The 26,807-nt window shown below is 43.6% G+C and carries 12 protein-coding genes; 11 read left to right on the top strand and 1 reads right to left on the bottom strand.

The features are described from left to right. The first annotated feature begins 100 nt into the window (after positions 1-100). Entirely contained in the window at positions 101-805 is a 705-nt protein-coding gene (locus GGD38_RS07565; protein WP_375298614.1) for a hypothetical protein, read from the top strand. Between the two features lie 210 nt (positions 806-1,015). Here the strand turns inward: GGD38_RS07565 and GGD38_RS07560 are convergent, their stop codons facing one another. Next, the gene (locus tag GGD38_RS07560) at positions 1,016-2,326 is read right to left on the bottom strand and encodes an alpha-L-fucosidase (RefSeq protein ID WP_375298615.1); all 1,311 of its coding nucleotides are present in this window, start codon (positions 2,324-2,326) and stop codon (positions 1,016-1,018) included. A gap of 220 nt (positions 2,327-2,546) precedes the next feature. Here GGD38_RS07560 and GGD38_RS07555 point away from each other — a divergent pair, with 220 nt between their 5' ends. The 10 genes from GGD38_RS07555 (at position 2,547) to GGD38_RS07510 (ending at position 26,803) form a co-directional block, all read left to right on the top strand. Beyond that, positions 2,547-5,168 carry a DUF5916 domain-containing protein gene (locus GGD38_RS07555; RefSeq protein WP_375303785.1) on the top strand — a complete coding sequence of 874 codons (2,622 nt, stop codon included), beginning with the start codon at positions 2,547-2,549 and terminating at the stop codon, positions 5,166-5,168. Positions 5,169-5,174: 6 nt separating this feature from the next. Then, the gene (locus GGD38_RS07550; protein ID WP_375298618.1) at positions 5,175-6,827 is read left to right on the top strand and encodes an alpha-L-fucosidase; all 1,653 of its coding nucleotides are present in this window, start codon (positions 5,175-5,177) and stop codon (positions 6,825-6,827) included. Positions 6,828-6,878: 51 nt separating this feature from the next. After that, a complete protein-coding gene (locus GGD38_RS07545) occupies positions 6,879-8,624 on the top strand; it encodes a glycoside hydrolase family 2 protein (protein ID WP_375298619.1) in 1,746 nt (581 codons plus the stop codon). Positions 8,625-8,860: 236 nt separating this feature from the next. After that, complete coding sequence (locus GGD38_RS07540; RefSeq protein WP_375298620.1) at positions 8,861-12,970, top strand: two-component regulator propeller domain-containing protein; 4,110 nt, start codon at positions 8,861-8,863, stop codon at positions 12,968-12,970. Positions 12,971-13,095: 125 nt separating this feature from the next. After that, a complete protein-coding gene (locus GGD38_RS07535) occupies positions 13,096-15,276 on the top strand; it encodes a glycoside hydrolase family 3 C-terminal domain-containing protein (protein ID WP_375298621.1) in 2,181 nt (726 codons plus the stop codon). A gap of 3 nt (positions 15,277-15,279) precedes the next feature. Next, positions 15,280-17,220 carry a sialate O-acetylesterase gene (locus GGD38_RS07530; RefSeq protein WP_375298622.1) on the top strand — a complete coding sequence of 647 codons (1,941 nt, stop codon included), beginning with the start codon at positions 15,280-15,282 and terminating at the stop codon, positions 17,218-17,220. 15 nt (positions 17,221-17,235) lie between these two features. Then, a complete protein-coding gene (locus tag GGD38_RS07525; RefSeq protein ID WP_375298623.1) occupies positions 17,236-19,653 on the top strand; it encodes a glycoside hydrolase family 2 TIM barrel-domain containing protein in 2,418 nt (805 codons plus the stop codon). 20 nt (positions 19,654-19,673) lie between these two features. After that, complete coding sequence (locus tag GGD38_RS07520; RefSeq protein WP_375298624.1) at positions 19,674-20,537, top strand: fumarylacetoacetate hydrolase family protein; 864 nt, start codon at positions 19,674-19,676, stop codon at positions 20,535-20,537. A 109-nt stretch (positions 20,538-20,646) separates the two neighbouring features. Next, positions 20,647-23,502 (top strand): TIM-barrel domain-containing protein, encoded by a 2,856-nt coding sequence (locus GGD38_RS07515; RefSeq protein ID WP_375298625.1) that lies wholly within the window; start codon positions 20,647-20,649, stop codon positions 23,500-23,502. A 19-nt stretch (positions 23,503-23,521) separates the two neighbouring features. After that, complete coding sequence (locus GGD38_RS07510; protein ID WP_375298626.1) at positions 23,522-26,803, top strand: SusC/RagA family TonB-linked outer membrane protein; 3,282 nt, start codon at positions 23,522-23,524, stop codon at positions 26,801-26,803. The last annotated feature ends 4 nt before the right edge of the window (positions 26,804-26,807 follow it).

The raw sequence follows: 26,807 nt of genomic DNA, 5'->3' as shown, positions 1-26,807 counted from the left end.
AAATACCTAAAAATGAGTATTTCACAAGATGCAAACCATTTGCATCTTGCAAAAGTAATCTTTGAAAAATCGCACTTTACATTAAAAAAGACATCTTAAAATGAAGAAATTGTTCTCTTATTTAGTAGCATGTGTAATGCTTATTTCGTGCTCGAAAGATGATGATAAGAATGAAACTGATAGCAATTTATCAAACACCCCAACTGCCAAAGCAACGTACGACAACAAAAACTATGGTATTTATAAAGGAGTTTTTGTAGGATCAACCGGAAATATTTTAATCAATTTTAAAAATGACGGGGCCGCGTTATCTGCAAGTTTGATAATTGATGATAAATCGTATACTTACACATCCAGTAATTCAACCACAGAAGGCTCAAATAGCACTATCACTTTCCGCTATAATAATGATTATTTCGATTTTACGGTGAATTCAGACGGAAGCAACCCAACTATTACAAATATTCATATCAGCGGTCATAGCAATGCTGTAGTTCAGGTGCTTAAAGAAGCGTCTTATGCGCAAGTATATTGCTTTGAAGGCACTTTTACCGAACAAGGTGGTAATGGCACCCTGAATTTGGTTATCAAAAAAGATAAAGTTGAAGGTTTGTTTATTCCTGCTGACTTCCAGGTTATCCCTCCATTAAAAGGTTCAATAACTAACAATAACATTACAGCTACTATCGGGGACGAACCCGATCCGCTCGCAACAATTACAGGTACTCTTAGCGGAAACAACATTAAAGGAGGCTGGAAGTCGGATACCGGTTCTGGAACCTGGGAAGCCCACAGAACGTTATAATACAGTTGTCCGAATTAATAATGGTGTAAGCGGGTCAAAATACAAAAGTGTTTACTGTAAAACCGATGGTTGACACTAACAGCTCTGGGGACCCGCAACATGAACAAAGGACTGTCAAAAAGTGAAGACAGCCTTTGTTCGTTTATCAGAGCTATTCAAATGAGTAATTGCAGAAGCCTGCGATAATCATCGTAGATACTAAAACTTCTCTCAATTAAAACTAAGCTTCACGATCATATCTGTTTTGTTTTTTTTATTGGTGATCCCATTCAATACAATTTTACCCTCAGTTTCACTGAAGCTTACCTTTACATTCGTTCCCAGATATTTTACTGAGGCTATTTTTTTTGAAACAGTTGGTAGGATAATTTTTCCATCTGCAGGAACTTTTAAAACATGAACGTAGATCGCTTTATCTGTAATAGTGGTTCCGCCCCATTTTGCATCCCATACGCCTCCTTTTGTGCCGTAAATACTTTCTCCATTTTCTGAAAGAAAATCACCGATCTCTTTCAGGCGTTGCACCTGTGCAGGCTCAATTTCTCCATCTGGTTTGGGACCAACGTTTAATAATAAATTTCCATTCTGACACACAACAGACACCAATAAACGGATGCAACTGTCAAGAGACATCATCCGGTCGGCAGCATCAGGCGTCCAGCCCCAGGCTGTTTGGCTAAGGTTGGTACACAATTCCCAGGGTCTGCTTTCTCTACCTCTCAGGTTTACTTCCTGTGTATTAAAATCACCCATCCATCCGCTGCGGGGGTTGATCACGATCTTTGGTTGCAGTTCTCTTACCATTGAATTCAGCTTAACGGGTTCCCAGCTGAATTTTCCGGTGTAAGGTTTGTCAAAACCACGGGTGTACCAGCCTTTTCCGCCATCCCACATTAAACCTGCAAACCCAAGCCAGTTATCTTCTCCGCCGTCATACCAAAGAATATCGATCTTGCCATAGTTGCTTAACAGCTCATGAACCTGGGTGTAGGTTTGCTTTTTCATTTCAAGGGCATTGGAATAATACAGGTCAGGAAAAAAGAAACCGGGATACCGCCAATCGAGCGGAGAATAATAAATACCGGCTTTCATTCCGGCTTCGTGAGCTGCATCTACATATTCTTTGATCAGGTCTTTTTTTGCAGGACTGTTCAGTGAATTGTAATTACCAAAGCCGGTATTAAACAAACTAAAGCCATCGTGATGTCTTGAAGTAACCACCATGTACTTGCATCCGGCCTGTTTTGCAGCGTTTACCCAATTTTTTCCGGAGTATTTTGAAACGGTGAACGAGTCTTTTAATTTACCATATTCACTCGTATCCATTCTTTTGTAGAACATAGCCCATTCGCCCGCACCCAGAACTGAGTACAGTCCAAAATGAATGAACAATCCAAACTTGGAATCTTTCCACCATTGCATGTCTTTTTCCGAAAGCAACAGTGAAGAATCTACAACTGCTTGTGCAAAGGAATTATGTGTGATGATGATCAGCGACAGAATTATAAGGGGTCTTTTCATGGAATTAAATTATCGTTATTTGCAGTAGAACCAGGTTATCAAATGTTACATTTAGCTGCCTGAAATCTTGCAGTCGCCTGGTTTCCATCGCTTTTGGGCTGCAAGTCATTCTCCCTGTCAGTTCTTTGTAACATTTGCCTCCCTATTCAGAAACATTCGGTCACCATGTTTCAGGCAAGGCAGTATTAGATTTACACATAATAAACCCTTGTATTGCTGTATGAAATTACGATTGCTGCCGGCTTTTCTATTTCTTTTCCATTTTCACGAAGCTTTTTCTCAAAATAAACTTACAAATTCAACAACATCAGGACCAAGGATCTATCAAACACATCGTATTCCTTTTACTGAAAGACCTGTAATTGACGGTAAACTGAATGATGCCTGTTGGAAAACCTTAAGCTGGTCGGGTAATTACACGCAGTGGATCCCGAATGAAGGTGCCCAGCCATCGCAGCCCACACAATTAAAGATCCTGTACGACGATAAAAATATTTATGTAGCCATCAGGGCCATAGATCACGAGCCTGAAAAAATTATCAGGAAAGCAGGGCGACGCGATGAATTTATAGGTGATATGGTGGGCATTTGTTTTGACAGTTATCACGACCGGCGTACAGGGTTCGAGTTTGATGTGTCTGCTGCGGGGCAAAAAACAGATCTGCTGATAACGAATCCTGCAAATGCCGATAATAACTGGAATGCGGTATGGTATGTAAAAACTTCAAATGAAGATTCGGCATGGACAGCAGAGTTCAGGATTCCGTTGAGCCAGCTTCGTTATAGCAAAGACTCCCTGCAGGTTTGGGGGCTTCACAGCTGGCGATGGATCGACCGTTTGCAACAGGAAAGCGATTGGGAGCCGCAATCATCAAAAGGGCCGGGTATGTTATACCTGTTTGGTGAACTGCATGGAATACATGGGTTGCCAAGATCAAGAAGGTTTGAAATGTTGCCTTATACCGTTGGAAAGCTCAATACGTTTAAAACGGAAGAGGCGAATCCGTTCGCAAACAAGGGAAGGCGATGGTTGGGCAAAGCAGGGCTGGATGCAAAAATTGGTTTAACAAGCAATCTTACTGTTGATCTCACGGTGAACCCCGATTTTGGCCAGGTAGAATCTGATCCGTCGGTGATGAACATTTCTGCGTTTGAAACTTTCTATGAAGAAAAACGGCCTTTCTTCCTCGAAGGAAGAAATATTTTCAACTTTGATTTCGATAATTCCTCCCTGTTTTATAGCCGTAGAATAGGACATGTTGCCTCGTTTTACCCCACATTGAATGATAATGAGTTTATTAAATATCCTGATAATACCACTATTCTTGGCGCCGCAAAAATGAGTGGCAAAACAGCCGGCGGATTTTCTATAGGCGTGTTGCAAAGCCTTACTGCTAATGAATATGCAAGCATTGATTCTTTGGGAAAGAGAAAGCGGGCAATTGTGGAACCGCTTACAAATTATGCGCTGGTAAGGGTTCAACAGGATTATAAACAGGGGAATACAGTGTTGGGGGGAATATTTACTTCCACAAACAGGTTTATAAAAATACCGGCATTGAATTTCATGAACCGCAACGCTTACACCGGCGGAATAGATCTGCTTCATCAATGGCACGATAAAGAATATTATGTGGAAGCGAAACTGGTTGGCAGCCATATAAGCGGCAATTCCGAAGCCATGATTGGCCTTCAGCAATCTTCTGCCCGTTATTATCAGCGGCCCGATGCTTCTCATCTGCATTATGATTCAACAGCAGGCATGCTTTCGGGTAGTGGTGGCAGTATCAAAATAGGAAAAGGAAGTAAAGGGCTCCTGCGTTATTCAACTGAATGTACCTGGCGTTCACCCGGTTTTGACCTCAATGATATGGGTTATATGCAAATGGCTGATGTCATTAAACAAAAGAATTCTGCTTACTATTTTGTGAACAAACCTGTTTCCATTTTTCGCACTTACAATGCTACCTTGTCTGAAACCAATAACTGGGATTTTGGATTGAGATATTTATCCTCCAGTGTAAATCTTGGTATTTATCTCGAATTTTTGAATAAATGGGCTTTTAACGTTTCTACCGGTTATACGCCGCAATCACTTGATACAAGGATCTTACGTGGAGGAAGTGCTATGCTTGTGCCATCCCTGTTGAATCAAAGTGTTTATATGAGAACAGATCCTTCCAGAAGGCTTTTCTTCGAGCTGAATTCAGAACTAAATTTATCAGGTCATAACAGTGCCCGTTATTATTCCATTCAACCGGGAATTAAGTATGTTCCGGTTTCCACTTTAAAATTATCTGCAAGCTTTAATTATTCAAACAGTAGAAATGATCTGCAATATATCACAACAGCAACCAGCGGCAGCGCTGTCAGGTATGTTCTTGGCAAAATAGAGCAGCGTACGATGGCTGTTACCCTTCGTGTCGATTATAACATAACCCCTGAAGTATCTGTTCAATACTATGGAAGTCCGTTTGCAACAGTTGGAAAGTATTCAGATTTTAAAAGGGTGAGTGATCCGCGGGCACGGAAGTATTATAACCGTTTTGTACAATTAAATCCTACATTGAATGGCAGTAGTTATGAAGTATTGGAGAATGGTAATGCTTCAGATAAATTTGAGTTCATGAATCCAGATTTCGATTTTGGCCAGTTTCGCAGCAACCTTGTATTCCGCTGGGAGTATCGTGCCGGCTCGCAGGTTAATTTTGTTTGGTCACAGGATAGAACAACATATGTACAACCAGGCGGGCTGAGTTTGAGCAATGGCATCAGCAGCCTGGGAGATGTATTTCCCAACAATATATTCCTTATCAAGTTCAATTATTGGTTTTCAATTTAATGCAATATGAAAAGAAGAACATTAATAAAAAGTATGGCCGCCACCTTGCCGTCATTGTGGTTTTCACGAACATTGGCTAATAATATTTTTGAGGATTTATATTTCGGTGAAGCCATTGCAAAAGGGCCATTCAACCCCACCTGGGAATCGCTGCAGCACTATAAAACACCAGAATGGTTTCGTGATGCCAAGTTTGGCATGTGGGCGCACTGGGGGCCGCAATGCCAGCCTGAGGCTGGTGATTGGTATGCAAGAAATATGTATGAGGAAGGTTCCTGGCAATATAAAGTTCATCTTCAAAAATATGGCCATCCTTCAACGTTTGGATTTAAGGATGTGATCAACGAATGGAAAGCACAGAACTGGCATCCCGAAGAGTTGGTGAGTTTGTATAAGAACGCGGGTGCAAAATATTTTATGGCAATGGCCAATCACCACGACAATTTTGACCTGTACGATAGCAAATATCAGAGCCATTGGAACGCTACTAAAATAGGCCCTAAGAAAGATCTGATCGGCGACTGGGCAAAGGCGGCAAAAAATAATGGACTTCCCTTTGGCGTAAGTGTGCATGCATCGCATGCATGGCGCTGGTACGAGGTGGCGCAGCGGGCAGATAAAACAGGTAAGTATGCCGGCATTCCTTATGATGGCAAATTAACCAAAGCAGCCGGTAAGGGCAAATGGTGGCAGGGGTTGGACCCACAAGATCTGTATGCCCAGAATCATCCTTTGAGCAAAAACAGTGAGGACAACAATTTCGACGTAGGGCAATGGGATTGGGGCAATGGGGTGTATCCGCCCAGCAAAGCCCATATTGAAAAGTTTTATAACCGCATTATTGACCTCATCAATAAATACGATCCTGAGCTTGTTTATTTCGACGACGACCAGCTTCCCTTTTGGCCGGTAAGCGATGCAGGCCTGCGTATTGCAACTCATTTGTATAATAAAAGCATTAAAGAACATGGAGAATTGCGGGCGGTGATCAATGGGAAAAAATTAAATGAAGATCAGCGAAAGGCCATGGTATGGGATATTGAAAGAGGGCAGGCCAACGAAATTCAACCGTTGCCCTGGCAAACGGATACCTGTATTGGCGGCTGGCATTACGATCGCGGTATTTATGATCGCAATGAATACAAAACAGCGAAGACAGTTATTCAAACCCTCGTTGATATTGTGAGCAAGAATGGCAATTTAATGTTGAACATCCCGGTTAGGGGCGACGGCACCATCGACGAAAAAGAAAGAAAAGTAGTGGCAGATATTGGCAGCTGGATGAAAGCAAACAGCGAAAGCATTTATAGTACAAGACCATGGAAAATATTTGGCGAAGGACCGGCACAGGAAGAAAAATTGAGTCAGCAAGGTTTTAACGAAGGAAAAGGAAAACCCTTTACGCATGAGGATATTCGTTTTGCTACCAAAGGCGATGTGCTGTACGCTACCGCAATGGGGTGGCCACCCGCTGGAAAAATGGTTATAAAAAGCCTGGCGGCAAACAGCTCGCACCATCCAAAAGAAATACAAAAAGTGGAGTGGGTGCCCACGGGGCAATCATTAACCTTCGAAAGAACGGGCGAAGGGCTGGTGGTTACACTTCCCGAAAAAAACTCAGATGAATTAACGTATGCAAATGTTATAAAGGTTCTTTAAATGGATCATGCTTGCACTGTGCGGCATATTTTATACTCATAAACCTGGCTAATGAAAACGGTTTTTGTTATCCTGTTTTTTGTTCTTTTGGCTAACCTTATGCATGCTCAAATAACCAGCCTGAATGGCGAGTGGAAAGTTCTCATTGACCCAACCGGAATTGGTGACTGGCGACAGGTTTGGCTGGAAGATAAGCCGCAGAAAAAAACTGATTTTTTCGAGTATTCGTTTAACGGGGCACCGGTATTAAAAGTGCCGGGCGATTTTAATTCCCAACGGTGTGAGCTCACCTATTATGAAGGTACTGTATGGTATAAAAAGCAATTTAAATACAGCATCCGGAATGGAAAGCGGCTGTTCCTTCATTTTGGCGCCGTGAATTATATTGCTGAGGTTTATCTCAATGGCAGTAAGCTCGGCAGTCACGAAGGCGGCTTTACACCTTTTCAGTTCGAAATTACCGGCAAGGTAAAAGAAGGTGCGAACGCCCTCATTGTTAAAGTAAACAACACCCGGCATAAGGACGGATTACCCGGCAATGGATATGACTGGTTAAACTATGGCGGCATAACCCGTGATGTTAACATGATTGAAAAGCCCGGCACTTATATTGAAGACTATAGCATTCAATTAAAAAAAGGCAGTGTAAATACTGTGGCAGGCCGGGTACAATTGAATGGAACGCAACCGGCGCAGAATATTAAAATTAAAATTCCTGAGCTCAACCTGTTATATAAAACCCGAACGGATGAAAAAGGAATGGCCACGATTGAATTTTCATCGGCTTTTACCTTATGGTCGCCTGAATTGCCAAAATTGTATAAAGTAGTAATAGAAAGTGAAACGGATACGGTTGCTGATAGGGTAGGGTTCAGGACTATTGAAGCAAAAGGAAATAAAATACTGCTGAACGGAAACCAGGTTTTTCTGAAAGCGGTAAATATACATGAAGAAAACCCATACAAAGGCGCCCGCGCCTCGTCGAAGGAAGATGCTGTTTTATTACTGAATGCGGCCAAAGAACTGGGTTGCAATCTGGTTCGTTTAGCCCACTATCCGCACAATGAAAATATGGTAAAAGAAGCGGAAAGAATGGGTTTAATGGTTTGGAGCGAGCTTCCGGTATATCAGCATATTGAATTTGCCGACAGCTCCGTTAACGCAAAAATGGAAAGGATGCTGGAAGAAATGGTGCACAGAGACAAAAACCGTTGCGGGGTTGTTATCTGGAGCCTTTCAAATGAAACATATGCGAGTACACCAAACCGGTATAGAGCGCTTGTTGAGTTAACGCAAAAATGCAGGGTATTGGATTCTACACGGTTGATAACACATGTAACAAATACCCAGCGGTACGAAAACAATACCTTTGATATTTGGGATACGCTTTATAAATGCTGTGATCTTATTGCATTAAATGAGTACATAGGCTGGTACGTTCCCTGGCAGGGCAAACCGGCAGCTACGAAATGGAACCTGGTTTGTACTGACAAGCCGGTATTTATTTCCGAGTTTGGGGGCGAAGCTTTATATGGCAGTCATTACGGTGCGGCCGATGAAGCCGCCTTCTGGACCGAAGCATACCAGGCAAAAATTTATACTGCTCAAATCGAAATGTTCAACACCGTTCCCAATTTATGCGGTGTATGTCCCTGGTTATTGTTCGACTACCGGTCGCCGGGCAGAATGCACCCTGTTTATCAAAAAGGATATAATCGGAAAGGGTTATTGTCAGATAAAGGTGAGAAAAAGAAAGCCTGGTATCTTATGCATGCGTATTACAGGCAAAAAACATAAACAAACGCTGCGGCCCTATAGTTTCATTTTTGCCTGGCGGAACAGGATCAACATTCAAAAAACAATTGAATGTTTTACCACTCTTCTGGTCATGGTGAAAAGTCGGATTTGTGTAATATAAAGTCGAATCCAAGTGGTTTTTTCTGGAAATTACCCGTTAGTTTTGTTTTAACGATTGTTAGACTTTTTATTAAGTGCTAAAAAACACGGCGTCTTCTTCCACTAAATCTGTTGGGATGCGTTTTCTTATTTCGATTGTATTGCTGCTGCTGTCGCTTTCTGTATTTGCTCAAAGTGAGCACTATAATTTTTCCAAACTTGATCTTCATACCGGACTTTCACATAACCAGGTGAATACCATTCTTAAAGACGGGGATGGGTTTTTATGGTTTGGCACTATGTGGGGCCTGAATCGTTTCGATGGCTATTCTTTTAAGATCTTTAGTAAAAAGCCTGGTGACAGTACTTCGCTGAACGACAATTTTGTGCTCCGGCTTTCAGAACTTCCTGATGGTAAAATGTGGGTGGTCACAAGAAGTAATGCCTGTATTTACAATTCACATACCGAAAAATTCGATTCAGATTTTTATAGTTATTTAAAAACACTTGGCTTGCCCGCCGGCAACGTTTTAAATATTGTAAAAGGGAATAACGGAAAATACTGGTTTTTATACGACACGCTCGATCTTTACCAGTATTCGGCTACAGAACGGAAAGTAAAACCTTTCAGACCCGGTTTTAAATTCAACCCGGCACAAAAGATCACTGCCGTTCAGGAAACAAAAGATGGCAGGTTATGGCTGGTGTATCAAAACGGTTTATTACAGCAGTATGATATTACTTCCAATAAGGTAATTTATTCATCCACGGCTTTTCAAAAACTCGTTACTGGCAACAATACCCATAATCTTTTTGTAGATGGGGATGGGCACTGCTGGTTGTGGAATTTCAAATATGGCGCTGTTTATTACAATCCCCGGGATAATTCCATCAAACAGTTTAATGAAAATTCAATACCGTCAAAATTAACTTCCAACCTGGTAAGTCAGATCGTTCAGGACAACAACGGATTAATTTGGGTGGCCACCGATCATGGCGGGGTGACCCTTATCGATAAAAAAAATAATTTCAACACCAGTTACCTGTTAAACAATCCAAAAAATCCCAATAGTATCAGTCAAAACAGTATTAATGCATTGTATAAAGACGATAATGGTATTGTTTGGCTGGGCACTTATAAACAGGGAGTTAATTTTTATAATGGTAACATCGTAACGTTTCCCCGGTATCACCACCAGGAGTCAAATACAAAAAGCATTCAGTACGATGACGTGAACCGTTTTGTGGAAGATAAATGGGGCAATATCTGGATCGGCACAAACGGCGGCGGACTGATCTATTTCGACCGCAGGAACAATACATTCAAACAATATCAGCACGACCCTGCAAATAAGTACAGCCTTAGTAATAACGTAATAGTAAGCTTGTGCATCGATCATGAAGGCATACTTTGGATCGGTACTTATTTTGGCGGGCTCAACAGTTTTGATGGAAAAACATTTACGCACTACAGGCACAACGACAATGATCCATTGAGCCTGGCCAACGATAATGTATGGGAAATATATGAAGACCGCGACAGGCAGTTATGGATAGGCACGCTGGGCAGCGGGCTCGATAAGCTCGACCGCAACACAAACCGTTTTGAACATTTTACCTATAAAGGAATTGAGAACAGCCCCGTGCCACTTAATTTTGTTTCTGCACTGTTTCAGGATAGAAAGGGCAATTTATGGATCGGGACCGCCTTTGGCATCGTTGTATTGGAAAAGAATAAAACAACCCCTGTATTTTATTACCATACCAACGACAAAACAAGTTTAAGCCACAATAATATTTTCAGTTTTCTGGAAGATAGTAAAGGACGCATGTGGGTGGCCACACGTGAAGGGCTGAACCTGTTTAATGAGCAAACAAAGAACTTTCAGGTTTTTACTTTTGCCGATGGTTTGCCGCAAAATATGATCCTCGATATGTTGGAAGATGATCATGGAACATTCTGGCTTTCCACCCCCAACGGGTTATACAATGCTATTCCACAACAGAAAGAAAAAGGCCTTTCCTTTTCCATCATTGGATACGACGAAATGAATAACCTGCAGAACAGGGAGTTCAATGAGAGCGCTGCGCTTAAAACAAAAGCCGGGGAATTGATCTTTGGCGGGCCTTCCGGTTTTAATATCATTGACCCCGATAAAATTCAGAAACCCGTTTTCCATCCGGTAATTGTTTTTACGGGTTTGCAGATCCTGAATAATAATGTTGAACCGGGTGAATTGATCAATGACCGGGTGCTTCTGAAGCAATCTATAACCCGGTTGCAAGGCATTGATCTTACCTATAAAGAGAATGTTTTTTCAATTGAATTCGCTTCACCTGGTATTGCTTACGGTACCCGCGATAAGTACGCCTATATGATGGAAGGGTTTAACTCAGATTGGCTGTATACCGATGGCGATCACAGAAGGGCCACGTATACCAACCTCGACCCCGGCCATTATACCTTTAAGGTAAAGGTGCAGAACGGCGATGGCACCTGGAGTAACGAAAAGACTTTAGAGGTAAATATTCATCCGCCTTTTTGGCGAACGCCACTTGCCTATGTCATTTATGTACTGGTGGCTGCGGTAATACTGCTGTTTGCACGGCGCATTGTGCTTGAAAGGATACACATGCGCTATGAAGTTAAACAACAACGAAGAGAGGCCGAACGGGCACATGCGCTGGAACAGTTAAAAACAAAATTCTTTACCAACGTTAGCCATGAGTTTCGTACTCCCTTAAGCCTTATCATTGCTCCGTTAGACAAGATCATTAAAAATTCAACAGATGATGAGCAAAAAAAGCAATTAAGTCTCGTTCAGCGAAATGCAAAACGCTTATTGAACCTGGTTAATCAGCTCCTCGACTTCAGAAAGATGGAGGTACAGGAAGTAAAATTACATCCGGCCATAGGCGACATCGTACGGTTTAGTGAAGATGTGAGCCATTCATTTATGGATATTGCCGAAAAGAAAGGCATTCAATTTTCCTTTTCATCAAATGTGAGCAGTCTTGAAATTTATTTTGATAAAGATAAAATTGAAAAGATCCTGTTTAACCTGCTTTCCAACGCATTTAAATACACGCACGATAACGGGCAGGTGAGCATTGGCCTGGTGTATAATGCGCCTGCCGGTAATGAAGGCGATGGAACGCTGGCTATAGAGGTAAAGGATACTGGCATAGGAATACCGGCCGATAAGCAGGAAAAGATCTTCGAACGGTTCTTTCAAACTGATGTGCCGACAAGCATGGCAAACCAGGGTACGGGAATTGGACTGGCCATTACAAAGGAGTTTGTAAAGCTTCACAACGGAATTATTACTGTAAAAAGCGAACCGGAAAAAGGTACCTGTTTTATGGTTGTGCTGCCCGCCAAAAAGATCTACGAACCTGCGGTGCGCGCCGCAGGGGCTTCCATAACTGTACAGGATATGGAAGAGATTATGGCCGAAGAAAGCAAAAAGACCGATAAAAAGAAAACGGTCATAATAGTTGAAGATAATGAAGACCTGCGCTTTTATTTGAAAGACAATTTAAAAGCACAATATAATGTTGAAGAAGCCACAAACGGAAAGGAAGGGTGGGAGAAAATAAAACAATTGATTCCAGACCTGGTAGTGAGTGATGTTATGATGCCGTTGATGGACGGTATTGAACTGGCCCGGAAAATTAAAACCGAAACACAAACAGCCCATATTCCCATTATTTTGCTTACAGCCATGGGCAGTGAAGAAAAACAACTGGAAGGCCTTAAAGTAGGCGTAAACGACTACATTACCAAACCGTTCACTTTTGAAATACTGGCTTCGCGCATCAGGAACCTGCTTGCCCAGCAAAAACTATTGCAGAAAAAGTTCCAGAAGCAAATTGAAGTGAACCCTGCTGAAATAACGGTAACATCCGTTGACGAAAAGTTTTTAAAACAGGCGCTGGAAGCTGTTGAAAAACAGATCGACAACCCCGATTTTTCGGTAGAGGACATCAGTCGTGATATGTGTATGAACCGGGTCACTTTTTACCGCAAGATCCTTTCGCTCACCGGTAAAACGCCCATTGAGTTTATCAGATCTATCCGGTTAAAAAGGGCTGCGCAGTTGTTGGAGAAAAGCGGCATGTCGGTGGCCGAGATCGCCTACGAGGTAGGGTTCAATAATCCCAAAGTATTCACCAAATTTTTTAAAGAAGAGTTCAAGGTACTGCCTTCACTTTATGCGGCCAGCAAAAAAGAAAAAGACACTTAAGAGATTCTTTTGAAGATCAGTTGTTTGCAACATTTTATATCCCAATCTGAAACATTTTGGTCCCTCTGTTAAGCAGGCGGAAGAATAGTTTTACAGCTTAAATAGCTAACAAAAGATTGCTGTATATGAATATGCGACCCCTGCTGTTATTAGTTTTATTTACTTACAATTCTGTACTTGCACAACCAGGCCCGGCACAAACGCCATCATTTACTACTGATCAAAAGATCCAGGCGCTCATAAGCCAAATGACCCTGGCCGAAAAAGTAAGCCTGCTGCATGGCAATTCGAAATTTTATGTGGCTGGTATAAAAAGACTGGGTGTTCCTGAATGGGCGTTGAGCGACGGGCCGCATGGCGTACGTGCTGAGGTAAACCGGCACGACTGGGCTTATGCCGGTTGGACAAACGATTCTGCCACCTGTTTTCCGCCGGGAACAGCGCTTGCTGCTACCTGGAATCCTGCGCTGGCATATCAGCAGGGATTGGTGTTGGGTGAAGAAGCTCGTTTCCGCAAAAAAGATATTTTACTGGGCCCCGGTGTAAACATCATTCGTTCACCACTGTGTGGCCGCAACTTTGAATATATGAGCGAAGATCCCTTGTTGGTTTCAAGGATGGCCGTAGCTTATATCAAAGCGCTGCAAACAAAAGATGTGGCAGTAAGTGTAAAACACTGGCTGGCCAATAACCAGGAAGAACACCGCGACTCTGTTGATGTAAGCATGAGCGAAAGAGCCCTGCGTGAGATCTATTTACCGGCCTTTAAAGCCTCGGTAATGGAAGGCGGCGCCTATACCGTTATGGCCGCTTATAACCGGTTTAGAGGCGAGTGGTGCTCAGAGAATGAATACCTGAACCGGCAGCTGCTTCGCACGGAATTTGGGTTTAAAGGGGTGCTCATGACCGACTGGTCGGCTGCCCATACAACCGTAAAAGCGGCTTTAACCGGCCTCGACCTGGAAATGGGTACCGATAAAAATGATTACAACGAATGGTATTTCGCTAATCCGTTAATAAAGGCAGTGGAAGAGGGAAAAGTTCCCGTATCGGTGGTTGATGAAAAGGTAGCGAATGTATTGCGGGTAATGTTCAATACAAAAATGTTCGACGAACAAAAACGGGCGCCCGGAAAAATGAATACGCCCGAACATCAGCAGGCTGCTTATAATTCGGCTGCCGAAGCAGCGGTATTATTGCAAAACAATGGAAAGCTGTTGCCGTTGCATTTCGATAAAATAAGGTCCATTGCAGTCATTGGCGATAATGCCACCCGCAAACATTGCAGCGGCGGTCTTAGTTCCGAAATAAAGGCCCTGTATGAAATTACACCCCTGCAGGCCCTGCAGCAAAAGTTTGGCGCAACTGTTAAGATAAATTATGCACAGGGTTACGAAAAGCAATCTACGTTTAAAGAAGGAAATAATTCAGGCCAGGCCGGTGCTGCCAAAGTGAACTGGAAACTGATCGATGAGGCAGTGGCCGTTGCAAAGCAATCGGATGTAGTGATCATTTTCGGCGGATTAAATCATGATTTTGATACCGAATCTTCTGATAAACAAAATATGGACCTTCCATATGGGCAGGAAGTATTGATGCAGGAAGTAGCGAAGGCCAATCCCAATACAGTAGTAGTTATTATTGCCGGCTCGCCGGTGCAACTGACAGGTATAGTGCATCGTGTGCCTGCTATCGTATGGTCGTGGTTCGGTGGTATGGAAGCAGGCAATGCAGTGGCCGATGTGTTAAGCGGCAAAGTGAATCCCTCCGGTAAACTTCCTTTTACGGTCCCGGTTTCATTGGCGCAATCGCCTGCACATGCCCTCGGCAATTTTCCCGGCCGAGATCTGAAAGTGAATTATGAAGAAGATATCCTGGTGGGCTACCGCTGGTTCGATACAAAGAAAATTCAACCGCAATTCCCTTTTGGCTATGGGCTTTCGTATACTGATTTTTCCCTCAGTCATTTTTCAACTGATAAAACGGCCTATGGAAAGAATGAAACCATAAAGGCAACATTCACCATTAAAAATACCGGCAGCGTTTATGGAGCCGAAGTAGTGCAATTGTATGCAACCGATCCCGTTTGTTCTGTATTGAGGCCGGAAAAAGAGTTGAAAGCGTTTCAGAAAATATTTTTGAAACCCGGCGAAACAAAAACTCTTCGCATGACAGTGAAAGTGGCCGACCTGGCATTTTATGATGAATCGAAAAAAGCATGGAACACCGAAGCCGGCGAGTACATTTTGCAGTTAGGCACTTCATCACGTGCTATTATTCAAAAAGTAAAAATTTCAATTAAGTAAGCAATGCGCAGTAACTTTTTTATAGCCTTAATTTTATTCAGCACACTATGTAATGCGCAGCTCAGTTTGCCAAAGGTCTTTGGCGATAGTATGGTTTTGCAACGAGGCATTGTAATTCCTGTTTGGGGAAAGGCACATCCGGGGTCGTTAATAACAGGGGTGCTTGGAGCTGTGCATGCCACTGCCAAAACGGGCAAAGATGGAAAATGGGTGCTTCATTTTCCAAAGTTTACAGCCGGCGGCCCTTATACGCTAAAAATAATGGAACAGGGAAAGGCCAATACCGCAATTGAGCTTAACGGGATCCTTATCGGTGATGTATGGGTAGCTTCAGGGCAATCGAATATGGAATGGGAGGTACAACAGGCTGCGGATGCGCGCAGGGAAATTGAAAATGCCGCCTTTCCTCAAATACGGTTTTTAGTGGTGGAGCACGATAAAAAACTAACGCCTCAATCTGATCTGCAGGCCGCTAAATGGAAAGTTTGTGATACCGCAAATGTAAAGAGGTTCTCGGCAGTTGCTTATTATTTCGCACGTAAACTACACGGCGATCAACATGTTCCGGTGGGCATAATTCAAAGCACCTGGGGCGGAACGCCGGTAGAAGCCTGGACGAGCCGCGATAGGTTGCTTACATCGCCCATTACCCGGGCACGTACACTCAGCAATGATACGCTTAGTTTTGACCGCGAAGATTTTATAACAGATAGTTTGAACTGGGCCCGCATTTGGCAGATTGTTTATAATCCGCAGAATAATGCAGATAAAATATTTCCGGCCACGGAATATAACGATGCAGATTGGACGCCGATTGAAATGCCCGCTGTGCTAAAGGATTTTGGGATTGGCAGTTATGAAGGCATGGTTTGGTTACGGAAAAGGATGTCGTTGCCTGAATCCTTTGCCGGAAAAGATATAACGATCAATTTGGGTCATCCTGAAATGAACTATTCACTCTATTTCAATGGACAGGAGATCTGTAAGAATAGCTGGAATTCCAGCCCCACTCATTCTTATACCATTCCGGCCCGCCTGATAAAAAGCGGAGAAAATACCATTGCCGTCAGGATAGCTATGATGTGGGGTGGCGGCGGTTTGAACCCGCCGGCTGATGACTTATATCTTACGGATGGACCTTCCAGAATTTCTTTGGCAGGTAAATGGTTGTATAAGAAAGACCTTGAAACCGCTTTTCCGAAAATACTCAACTATCAGTATTACCCAACCGTACTCTTCAATGCCATGATAAACCCGCTTATTCCTTATGGCATCAAAGGGTTTATCTGGTACCAGGGCGAATCGAATGCAGCAGCGGCTTACAATTACCGCACCTTATTTCCCATGCTTATTAAAGACTGGCGGCAACGCTGGCAACAGGGCGATTGTCCGTTTTTGTTTGTTCAGTTAGCCAATTTCATGAAAACAGAACCGCTTCCCGCCGAAAGCGAATGGGCCGAATTGCGGGAAGCGCAAACACTGACATTATCACAACCCAACACGGGCATGGCCTGCATTATTGATATTGGTGAAGCGAATGATATTCATCCAAAGAACAAACAGGAAGTGGGCCGTCGCCTTGCTTTAGTTGCCAGTAAACTGGTGTACAAACAAAATGTGATCGCATCTGGTCCGGTGTATACAAATTTTCAGAAAACCGGTAATCGTATCCGCATTAGTTTTACCAATACCGGTTCAGGGCTTTCAACAAAGGATAAAAAAGAAGTGACCGGGTTTGCCATTGCAGGGAAAGACAAAAAGTTTTATTGGGCAACAGCCATCATCGAAGGAGATCAGGTGGTCGTTTATTCCGATAAAGTGGCTGACCCTGAGGCTGTGCGTTATGCCTGGGCCAACAATCCCGAATGTAACCTCATCAATTCAGAAGATCTGCCTGCTGTTCCTTTCAGAACAGATACATGGAAAGGAATTACCCAAAAATAAAACCGGCTGCAAAGAATGATCAAGACCACATACTTTTCGCTGTTAATAATTTTGATGCTCATAGCATCGGGTGCAACAGCACAGAAAAATAACCCCGGCATTCCTTTCGATTTTAACTGGCGCTTTGCTTTGAACGATTGGCCCGGTGCTGAACAACCGGAATATGATGACGCCCAATGGCGCTTACTCGATGTACCGCATGATTTCAGCATTGAACATCCTTTCGATTCCGCAAACGCCACAGGACCGGGTGGAGGGTATGCGTATAGTGGTATTGGCTGGTACAGGAAACACTTTAAAACTTCAGCAGATCTTTCTGGCAAAAAAGTTTGGGTATTGTTCGACGGTGTTTACCGCAACAGCGAAGTATGGATCAACGGACATTATCTGGGCATTCGCCCCTATGGATATTCTTCTTTTTATTATGACCTCACCGGGTATTTAAAACCTGTAGGCAAGGAGAATGTCATTGCAGTAAAAGTAAATACCACCGAACAACCCAATTCAAGATGGTATACCGGCGCCGGTATTTACCGCCATGTATGGCTGGTGGCAAAGAGCAGGCTGCATATTGATCAATGGGGTGTTTTTGCGCGTACGCTTAAAGCAGATAATAACAACGCCGGCTTAAATATTTCAATAGCATTGAGCAACGATAGTAACGTTGACAGGTCATGCACGGTAGTTACAAAAATTATAGGTGCAGCGGGCAAAGAAGTGGGAAGGGCTCTGTCGAATTTGAATGCCATACGTGGGCAGTTGAAAATTGAACAAAACATCAGCATTAGCAATCCCGTATTATGGTCTGTTGAACAACCAAATTTATACCGGCTGCAGGTAGAAGTACGGGCAGGCGGAAGGTTGGTTGATGAGTATAGCATGCCCTTTGGCGTAAGAACAGCGCATTTTGATGCCAATAAAGGTTTTTTGCTGAATGGAAAACACGTGAAATTAAAAGGTGTGAATAACCATCACGATGGCGGCCCATTGGGCGCGGCCGTTTTAGATGCCACCTATAAACGCCGCCTGCAACTGCTGAAAAGCATGGGCTGCAATGCACTCCGCATGAGCCATAACCCGCCATCGCCCGAACTGCTGGCATTTGCCGACAGCCTGGGCTTTTTGGTAATTGACGAGATCTTTGACGAATGGATGGATGGAAAAACAAAGGCCGGCTATGCACCTCAATTCGCTCAATGGTACGAAAAAGATATAGAGAACTGGATCACGCGCGACCGCAACCATCCTTCCGTTATTGCCTGGAGCATTGGCAACGAGGTAAGAGAGCAGTATAATAAAGAGAATGCATTGAAGATAACAGGTATGCTCATGAATGCTGCACGCAAATACGATACATCCCGTCCCTTTACCGCTGCGTGTAATGAGATCCTCAATGTAAATTCCTATGGCATGGGCGATTTGCTCAATATAGTTGGTTACAATTACCAGGAGGCATATTATAAACCAGACCATGAAAAATATCCCAACCGCGTGATCTTTGGATCCGAAACGGTGATGTATCCATATCACCCCGGTACCTGCAACCAATTGCATTCTTATGAGCAATGGCTCGAGGGGCAGGTGAAAGATTATGTGGCCGGTGAGTTTCTGTGGACGGGCTTCGACTATATTGGCGAATCGGGCATTGGTGATGTTGGTACCGGTTGTGAGTTCTGGAAAAAATGGCCCACCTGGCCATGGCGTGGCGCGTCTTGCGGTGTAATAGACATGTGCGGTTTTCCTAAACCTGGGTATTGGTTCAGGAAAGCGCTTTGGAACGAAGCTCCTATGGTACATATAGCCGTACAAACCGATTCTTCGGCAAGGAACAGGGAGCTATGCTCTTTCTGGAGCTGGCCCAAGGTAGAAACACACTGGAACCATAATAAAAAAGGCGATACGCTGGCGGTGCATGTATATACCAATGTGCCGCAGGTAGAATTGAAATTGAACGGAAGATCATTAGGTATCCGCAAATGGGACCTTAATAAAGAAGCCTTTCTTTTTTGGGAAGTACCTTATGAACCGGGCAAATTGGAAGCCATTGGTAAAACGGCCGATGGAAGAACGGTGTCCTTCGCTGTTCAAACCGCCGGTGAGCCTGCTGCAATAAAACTGTTACCCGACCGCAAAGTGCTCAGGGCCAACGGGCAGGATTTATGTTATATGCCCTTGCAGTTACTCGATGCCAATGGTGTGCCTGTACCTTTTGCCGGCAATAACATCAGTTTTGAAGTGAGCGGCGCTGGTAAACTGGCGGCTGTAGGTAATGGCGATCAACAAAGTCATACCCTGCTAAAAGGAAATCAAATGGAGGCCTGGCAGGGAAAATGTTTGGCTATTATACAATCAACAAACAGGAAAGGTGAAATAAAAATTACTGCCAAAAGCGGAAAGCTGCCGGTAGCAACAGCTGTATTGAAAGCTGAATAAATTCTTTTTGTATTTCAATTATGAAACTGATTCGTTTTGGAGAAGAGGGATTTGAAAAGCCCGGCGTTATATACGAAGGGAAATGGTGGGATGTGTCGAAATATTTTGATGACTATAATGAATTCTTTTTTGAAAATGGCGGACTGAGTGTGTTGGAAGATATGGTTGCCGGAAAATGGGAATTTATAGTTCCTATAAAAGAAAACGTGCGTTTGGGTTGCCCTGTTGCGCGTCCTTCAAAGCTCGTGTGCATTGGCCTGAATTATGTTGACCATGCAAAGCAAACAGGGGCGGCAATACCCGCCGAACCGGTAATTTTTATAAAGTCAACCACAGCCTTGTGTGGCCCTTACGATAATATTATAATTCCCAGGGACAGCCAAAAAACAGACACTGAAGTTGAGTTGGCTGTGGTAATTGGACAAAGGGCCAGTTATGTAGAAGAAGCGCAAGCCCTTAACTATATAGCGGGCTATATGCTGCACAATAATGTTAGTGAGCGTGCATTTCAGTATGAAAGGGGTGGCACCTGGGATAAAGGAAAGGGCTGCGACACATTTGCTCCCATGGGGCCTTACATGGTTACCAAAGACGAAATAGCCAATGTAAATAATTTACGGCTCTGGCTTTCGCTTAACGGAAAAACCATGCAGGATGGTACTACAGCCAATCTTATCTTCAAAACGCCTTACCTGATCTCTTACATAAGCCGGTTTATGACCCTGCTGCCTGGCGATATCATATCTACCGGTACACCTGCCGGTGTAGGGCCTGGTATGAACCCGCCGGTTTATCTTAAACCCGGCGACGTTGTAGAGCTCCGCATAGACGGCCTGGGATCTTCCTGGCAAAACGTTGTTGCCTATAAAGGACACTCCCGCTGAAAATCACTTTCTTGCAACAACCATTGCCCTCATTTGCAACATTTGGACGCCCTGTTTAAGACTGCATGGTAATAATTTTATATCAATAATAATCTCTGAATTGCTTGATATGAAATTACGACTGCTGCTATTTTGTATGCTCGGTTCTTCGCTGTTTAATGTGCTACTGGCAGGACACCCTTCCTACACAACAACTCCTGAGGGAGTGATCGTTTTCACTGATCCGCTTGTTACAGGTGCTTCAATGGCGGTTAAACTTGAAGTTGTTACAGATAATATAATAAGAGTGATGGCCGTGCCCGGAAAAGAAATACCGGCCAGGGAAAGTCTTGTTACTGTTTATAAAAAAAGCCCCGGCGTTACCTTTGCTGTTATTCCATCCAAAGAGAACATTACCTTAAAAACAGGCAGTCTTACTGCTGTTGTTGATGCAAAAACGGGTGCTGTTTCTTTCTTTGACCGCAACGGCAAAAAAATACTGAATGAAAAAGGGCCGTTGGGCAGAAGTTTTCAACCGGCGGTATACGACGGCAAACGTGCTTATAAACTTGTACAAACATTTCAAACCACGCCCGGTGATGCGTGGTATGGCCTTGGCCAGCACCAGGATGGTGTTTATAATTACAAAGGGCAACAGGTACAGTTCTTTCAAAACAATACAGAGGTCGCCATTCCTTTCCTTATCTCCGCCAAAAACTATGGTATACTTTGGGATAATTATTCACTTACAACCGCCGGCGACATCAGGCCCTTGCAACCTCTTACCACCCTGCAGCTTTTTTCAAAAAAAGGTGAGGCCGGCTGGTTAACAGCATCGTATGTCAACGACAAACATAAACCGCAGGAGGTAATTACTGAAAGGGCCGAGGATAATATTAATATGGAGTTTGAGGGCGACTCAAAGGTGCAGCTGCCTGCAGCGTTTACGCCCGCAAGCGGCATGGTAACCTGGGAAGGCAGCCTGGCGAGTTATTTATCGGGAAACCACCAGTTCAGGTTCACCTTCGGCGGCTCATTGAAAGTATGGTTGAATGGAAAATTGATGCTCGACCATTGGCGGAAAGCATGGAACCCGGCGCCGGCATTAATTTCCTTCTCTTTTAAAAAAGGAGAAAAAATACCCGTGAAAATTGAATGGACGCCCGAAGGCGGAGAATCCTATCTGGCCCTGAAATGGCAGGAACCATTACCCCTGGAAGAACAAAACAGCTTCAGCTTTTCATCTGAGGCCGGTCAGCTGGTTGATTATTACTTTGTTTATGGCAGCAACATGGATGAGGTAATTGGCGGTTATCGCAACCTTACCGGTAAAGCGCCCATCGTTCCAAAATGGGCACTGGGTTTTTGGCAAAGCCGCGAGCGGTATAAAACGCAGGCTGAAATAGAAACAACAGTTGATGAATTCCGGAAAAGAAAGATCCCTATTGACAATATAGTGCTCGACTGGAGTTACTGGAAAGAAGCTGCCTGGGGCAGCCAGGAGTTTGATGAAACCCGCTTTCCTTCTCCCGACAATATGATCGATGTGTTGCATAAGAAATACAACACGCACCTTATGATCTCGGTATGGCCCAAATTTTATGAAGGCATACCAGCCTATAATGAGTTTGAAAAGAACGGCTGGCTTTACAAAAGGAACATCGCCGACCGCCAAAGAGACTGGATTGGTAAAGGGTATGTTTCCACCTTTTACGATGCTTTTAATGAACATGCACGAAAAGGCTTCTGGGAACTGATAAACAAAAAGATTTACAGCAAGGGTGTCGACGCCTGGTGGATGGACGCCAGCGAACCCGATATTCTTTCCAACGTAAGTCCTGAAAAAAGAAAACTGCAAATGTCGCCAACCGCATTGGGCAGCGCTGCCGAATACCTCAATGCCTATCCCTTGCAAAATGCAAAAGGTATTTATGAAGGGCAAAGGCTAACAGAGCCGAATAAACGCGTGTTTCTGTTAACCCGTTCTGGTTTTGCCGGTTCGCAACGCTATGCTGCAGCCATCTGGAGCGGCGATATTGGTTCAACCTGGCGCGATATGAAAAACCAGATCGCGGCCGGTGTTAATTTTTCCATGTCAGGTCTTCCATACTGGACAATGGATATCGGCGGATTTGTAGTACCTGAAAAATTTGAAAAACCCGATACGGAAAACATAGAAGAATGGAGAGAGTTGAATACCCGCTGGTACCAGTTTGGTGCATTCGTTCCCTTGTTCCGTGCTCATGGACAGTTCCCTTACCGTGAGGTATTCAACATCGCTCCGGATGATCACGCTGCTTACAAAAGCATTCTTTACTATGATAACCTGCGGTATCGCCTGATGCCTTATATCTATTCGCTGGCCGGACAGGCGTACCATGAAAATTACACAATAATGCGTGGGCTGGTGATGGACTTTGCAAAGGATACAGCGGTGTTAAATATCGGCGATCAATTCATGTTCGGCCCTTCGTTGTTGGTAAACCCTGTTTGTGAATACAGGCAACGCAACCGCGAGCTGTATTTGCCAAAAGGCGCCGGCTGGTATGATCTCTATTCAGGCAAATGGTATGCCGGTGGTGAGCATATTAATGTTGAAGCGCCCTATGAACGCATGCCGCTGTTTGTAAAGGCGGGTTCCATAGTTCCCTTTGGGCCCGGGTTACAATACACTTCACAAAAACCGGCCGATACCATTACCCTGAACGTATACGCCGGGGCAGATGCCTCCTTCGATCTGTATGAAGATGAAGGAACAAATTATGATTACGAAAAAGGTGCATTTTCCACTATATCTATAAAGTATAATGAAGCAGCTAAAACGGTTACCATTGACGATCGTAAAGGAACGTTCAATGGAATGCTGCAAAAAAGAACATTTCGTATCAATCTCATTACACCAAAAGAGGCGCAACGCCTCGATCTTGATGTAAAGGGCGAAAAAGAAGTGTTGTACGAAGGAAAAAAAGCAGTGATAAAATTGTAGTTAAGTTAAACAAACAAATATGAAATCAACCAAAACGATTCGCTTGCAAAAAATGATGCTGTGGGGTATTTTACTTGTATTCCTCGCAAACGCCCATGCTTTTGCGCAATCAGCAAAGGTGAGTGGCGCCGTCGTAGATCAACGTGCTACTCCGGTGCCGGGGGCAACAGTTACGGTAAAGAAAACCAGTCGCTCAGCTGTAACTGATGATGCCGGAAAATTTACAATCGATGCATCGCCTAAAGATGTCCTGGAAATCAGTGCTGTTGGCTTTACCAGCCAGGAAATTAAAGTTGGTTCCGGCGACTTAACGGTGCGGTTACAGGAGACTGTGAATCAGCTCGAAAATGTGATCGTGATCGGTTACGGCACACAAAAGAAAAAATTAGTTACCGGGGCCACTTCGCAGGTAAAAGGCGAAGACCTGGCCAAATTAAACACAACAAATGCTTTACAGGCATTACAGGGGCAGGCAGCCGGTGTTAACATTACCTCTACTTCAGGGCAGCCCGGCGGCGGTTTTAAAGTAAATATCCGCGGCGCCGGAACTATTGGAAATGCAAATCCACTTTATGTTGTGGATGGGGTTATAACCAGCGATATTACTTACTTAAACAACTCTGATATTGCTTCGGTTGACATTTTAAAAGATGCGGCATCATGCGCCATCTATGGTGTTAACGGTGCAAATGGTGTTGTTTTGATCACCACACGAAGCGGAAAATCAGGTAAAAAAGACGGGCAAATTTCATTTGATGCTAATTACGGTGTTCAAAACATAGCCCGTAAACTGCCTTTACTGAATGCTGAGCAATACGCTACCATGCAAAATGAAGCAGCCGTTAACAGCGGTAATGTGCCGCTCTTTACACAGGCGCAAATTGACGCTTTAGCCAATGGCAGCAGTATTTTGCCGGCTCACGGAACCAACTGGTTAAACCAACTATTTTCTTCCGACGTGCCGATCCAGAATTACAATCTCTCTGCTAATGGCGGATCTGACGTGTCATCTTATTCATTGGGCGGCTCATATACCGAACAGGGTGGCATCATTGGGGGCTCAAATCTTTCAAATTATAAACGTATCAACTTCCGAGCAAACACCGAACGTAAAATGTACGACGGGGCATTGAAAATAGGTGAGCATCTCACTTTTTCCATGATTAATCAAAAGGGCGTTGCAGACGGTGGATTATATTCCGGTAACGTATTGGCCGGCGCTATCGGTGTAAGCCCCTTATTGGCGATGTACGATGAAAAAGGAAATTATTTAAGCAGTAGGAAATCAACTATATATAATGGTGGCGTTTGGAATAATAACGAAGCCAATCCTTATGCGTTGATGCAATACAACAATCAGAATGAAAACAAGATACAAAAACTGATAGGAGATGTGTATGCAGAACTGCAGCCCATCAAAAACTTAAGAATAAGGTCTGTTTTCGGTTTGAATTATTCTTCTTCGGCCTATCATAGTTACAGACCTGCGTATGATACGTTATCAAATTTTGCTTTCAATAGTTTTGAGAACATTAGTCAGAATGCTTCTCAGGGATATACCTGGAACTTTGATAATACGATCAACTATCTGTTCAACATTAAGGATCACAAGTTTGATGTGATGGCCGGTAGCTCAGTTCGGAAATCCCGGGCAACATGGTCTAATATAAGCAATACCGGAGCTACTTTATTCGGTTCTTTTGACCGGGCTTATTTGAGCAATTCTGGAGTAACTTCAATTACGATGAGTAACCCTAGTACTATTACTCGTCTTCCGGGTGAAACTGATTTACAATATTATAAAAGATTTGCTGAAGCGGCTCAACTTGTTACTAATACCTTTTCGCTTACCGGCAATACCGATGCGGTGTATGCACAAAGTTCTTTCTTCGGCCGGGTGAATTACAGTTGGAAAGAAAAATACCTGGCTTCTGCTATTTTCCGTGCTGATGGTAGTACCATGTTTGCCCCCGGTCATCAATGGGGCTATTTCCCATCGCTTTCTGCCGGTTGGGTAGCAAGCAATGAAGATTTCATGACCTCCACTAAAACCTGGTTGAACTTCCTGAAATTAAGAGCAAGCTGGGGTACCAATGGTAATGATCGCATTGATGCCTTTAACTATCTGTCTTTAATTTCCCTGGCAAATGCCCGGTACAATTTGGGTGGTGATAATACCACTTTAACCCAGGGTTCATTTCCTGAAACAATTGGGAATGAAGACACCAAATGGGAAACATCGCGCCAAACCAATATCGGTATCGATGCAAGGTTCCTGAATAATAAATTAGACGTGAGCCTTGACTGGTACAACAAAACCACGAAAGACTGGTTAGTTCAGGCGCCTTTGTTAGCTACTGCCGGTGTTCGCATTAATCCATACATCAATGGCGGAAATGTTACCAATAAAGGAATAGAGCTTCAGCTGTCTTATAACGATAAAATTGGGAAGGCTTTTACCTATAATGTGTCCGGTTCTTATGCCTACAATAAAAATGAGGTAAGCAATATTCCAACTGCCGATGGTATCATTCACGGTAGTACAAACAGTTTATGGGTTAATGGCCCTGAATTCTTCCGCGCCGCTGCCGGAAATCCAATTGGTTATTTCTGGGGTTATAAAACTGCAGGCATTTTTCAGAATAATGCCGATGTGCAGGCCTGGACAGGTAAAAACGGATTACTTCAACCGAATGCACAACCCGGTGACGTGAAACTGGTAGATGTAAATGGAGACGGCGTAATTGACGCGAAAGATAAAACCAATATAGGTGATCCTAACCCGCATCATATTTTTGGTTTTCGCTTTTCTGCCAACTATAAAAACTTCGATCTTTCTGTTACAACCAATGGCGTAGCAGGTAATAAGATCGTTCAGTCTTATCGTTCGCCTGGTCAATGGGCTAACTATACAACCGATATCCTCAGCCGCTGGCATGGTGAGGGAACTTCAACTACGATGCCCCGCATCACGCAAAACAGTTCTAACTGGGTAGAATTTTCAGATCTCTATATTCATGATGGAAGCTATTTAAGGGTTTCAAACGTTACCCTCGGTTACGATGTGGCAAAACTTATAAGATGGAAAAATTTAAGCCAGTTCCGCTTATATGTAGCTGCTCAAAACCTGGCCACGTTTACAAAATACCGTGGTATGGATCCTGAGGTTGGTGCTTCTGCGCCGGATGGAAGTGGTAACGGTGCCACTGCTAATAACCCGCATTCTTTTGGGCAAGGTGTTGATAATGGATTTTATCCACGCCCCAGGGTTTACATGGCCGGTGTAAACATTATTTTCTAATTGA

The sequence above is a fragment of the Niastella sp. OAS944 genome, assembly GCA_024809215.1.
Taxonomy (GTDB): Bacteria; Bacteroidota; Bacteroidia; order Chitinophagales; family Chitinophagaceae; genus Niastella.
This window is presented reverse-complemented; position numbering and strand designations above follow the sequence as displayed.

Bases quoted from the DNA above. Each gene is read 5' to 3' on its own strand.
- GGD38_RS07520 (WP_375298624.1), top strand. From the start codon at position 19,674: ATGAAACTGATTCGTTTTGGAGAAGAGGGATTTGAAAAGCCCGGCGTT.
- GGD38_RS07560 (WP_375298615.1), bottom strand. From the start codon at position 2,326: ATGAAAAGACCCCTTATAATTCTGTCGCTGATCATCATCACACATAAT.
- GGD38_RS07540 (WP_375298620.1), top strand. From the start codon at position 8,861: ATGCGTTTTCTTATTTCGATTGTATTGCTGCTGCTGTCGCTTTCTGTA.
- GGD38_RS07525 (WP_375298623.1), top strand. From the start codon at position 17,236: ATGATCAAGACCACATACTTTTCGCTGTTAATAATTTTGATGCTCATA.
- GGD38_RS07510 (WP_375298626.1), top strand. From the start codon at position 23,522: ATGAAATCAACCAAAACGATTCGCTTGCAAAAAATGATGCTGTGGGGT.
- GGD38_RS07535 (WP_375298621.1), top strand. From the start codon at position 13,096: ATGAATATGCGACCCCTGCTGTTATTAGTTTTATTTACTTACAATTCT.
- GGD38_RS07530 (WP_375298622.1), top strand. From the start codon at position 15,280: ATGCGCAGTAACTTTTTTATAGCCTTAATTTTATTCAGCACACTATGT.
- GGD38_RS07565 (WP_375298614.1), top strand. From the start codon at position 101: ATGAAGAAATTGTTCTCTTATTTAGTAGCATGTGTAATGCTTATTTCG.
- GGD38_RS07550 (WP_375298618.1), top strand. From the start codon at position 5,175: ATGAAAAGAAGAACATTAATAAAAAGTATGGCCGCCACCTTGCCGTCA.
- GGD38_RS07545 (WP_375298619.1), top strand. From the start codon at position 6,879: ATGAAAACGGTTTTTGTTATCCTGTTTTTTGTTCTTTTGGCTAACCTT.
- GGD38_RS07555 (WP_375303785.1), top strand. From the start codon at position 2,547: ATGAAATTACGATTGCTGCCGGCTTTTCTATTTCTTTTCCATTTTCAC.
- GGD38_RS07515 (WP_375298625.1), top strand. From the start codon at position 20,647: ATGAAATTACGACTGCTGCTATTTTGTATGCTCGGTTCTTCGCTGTTT.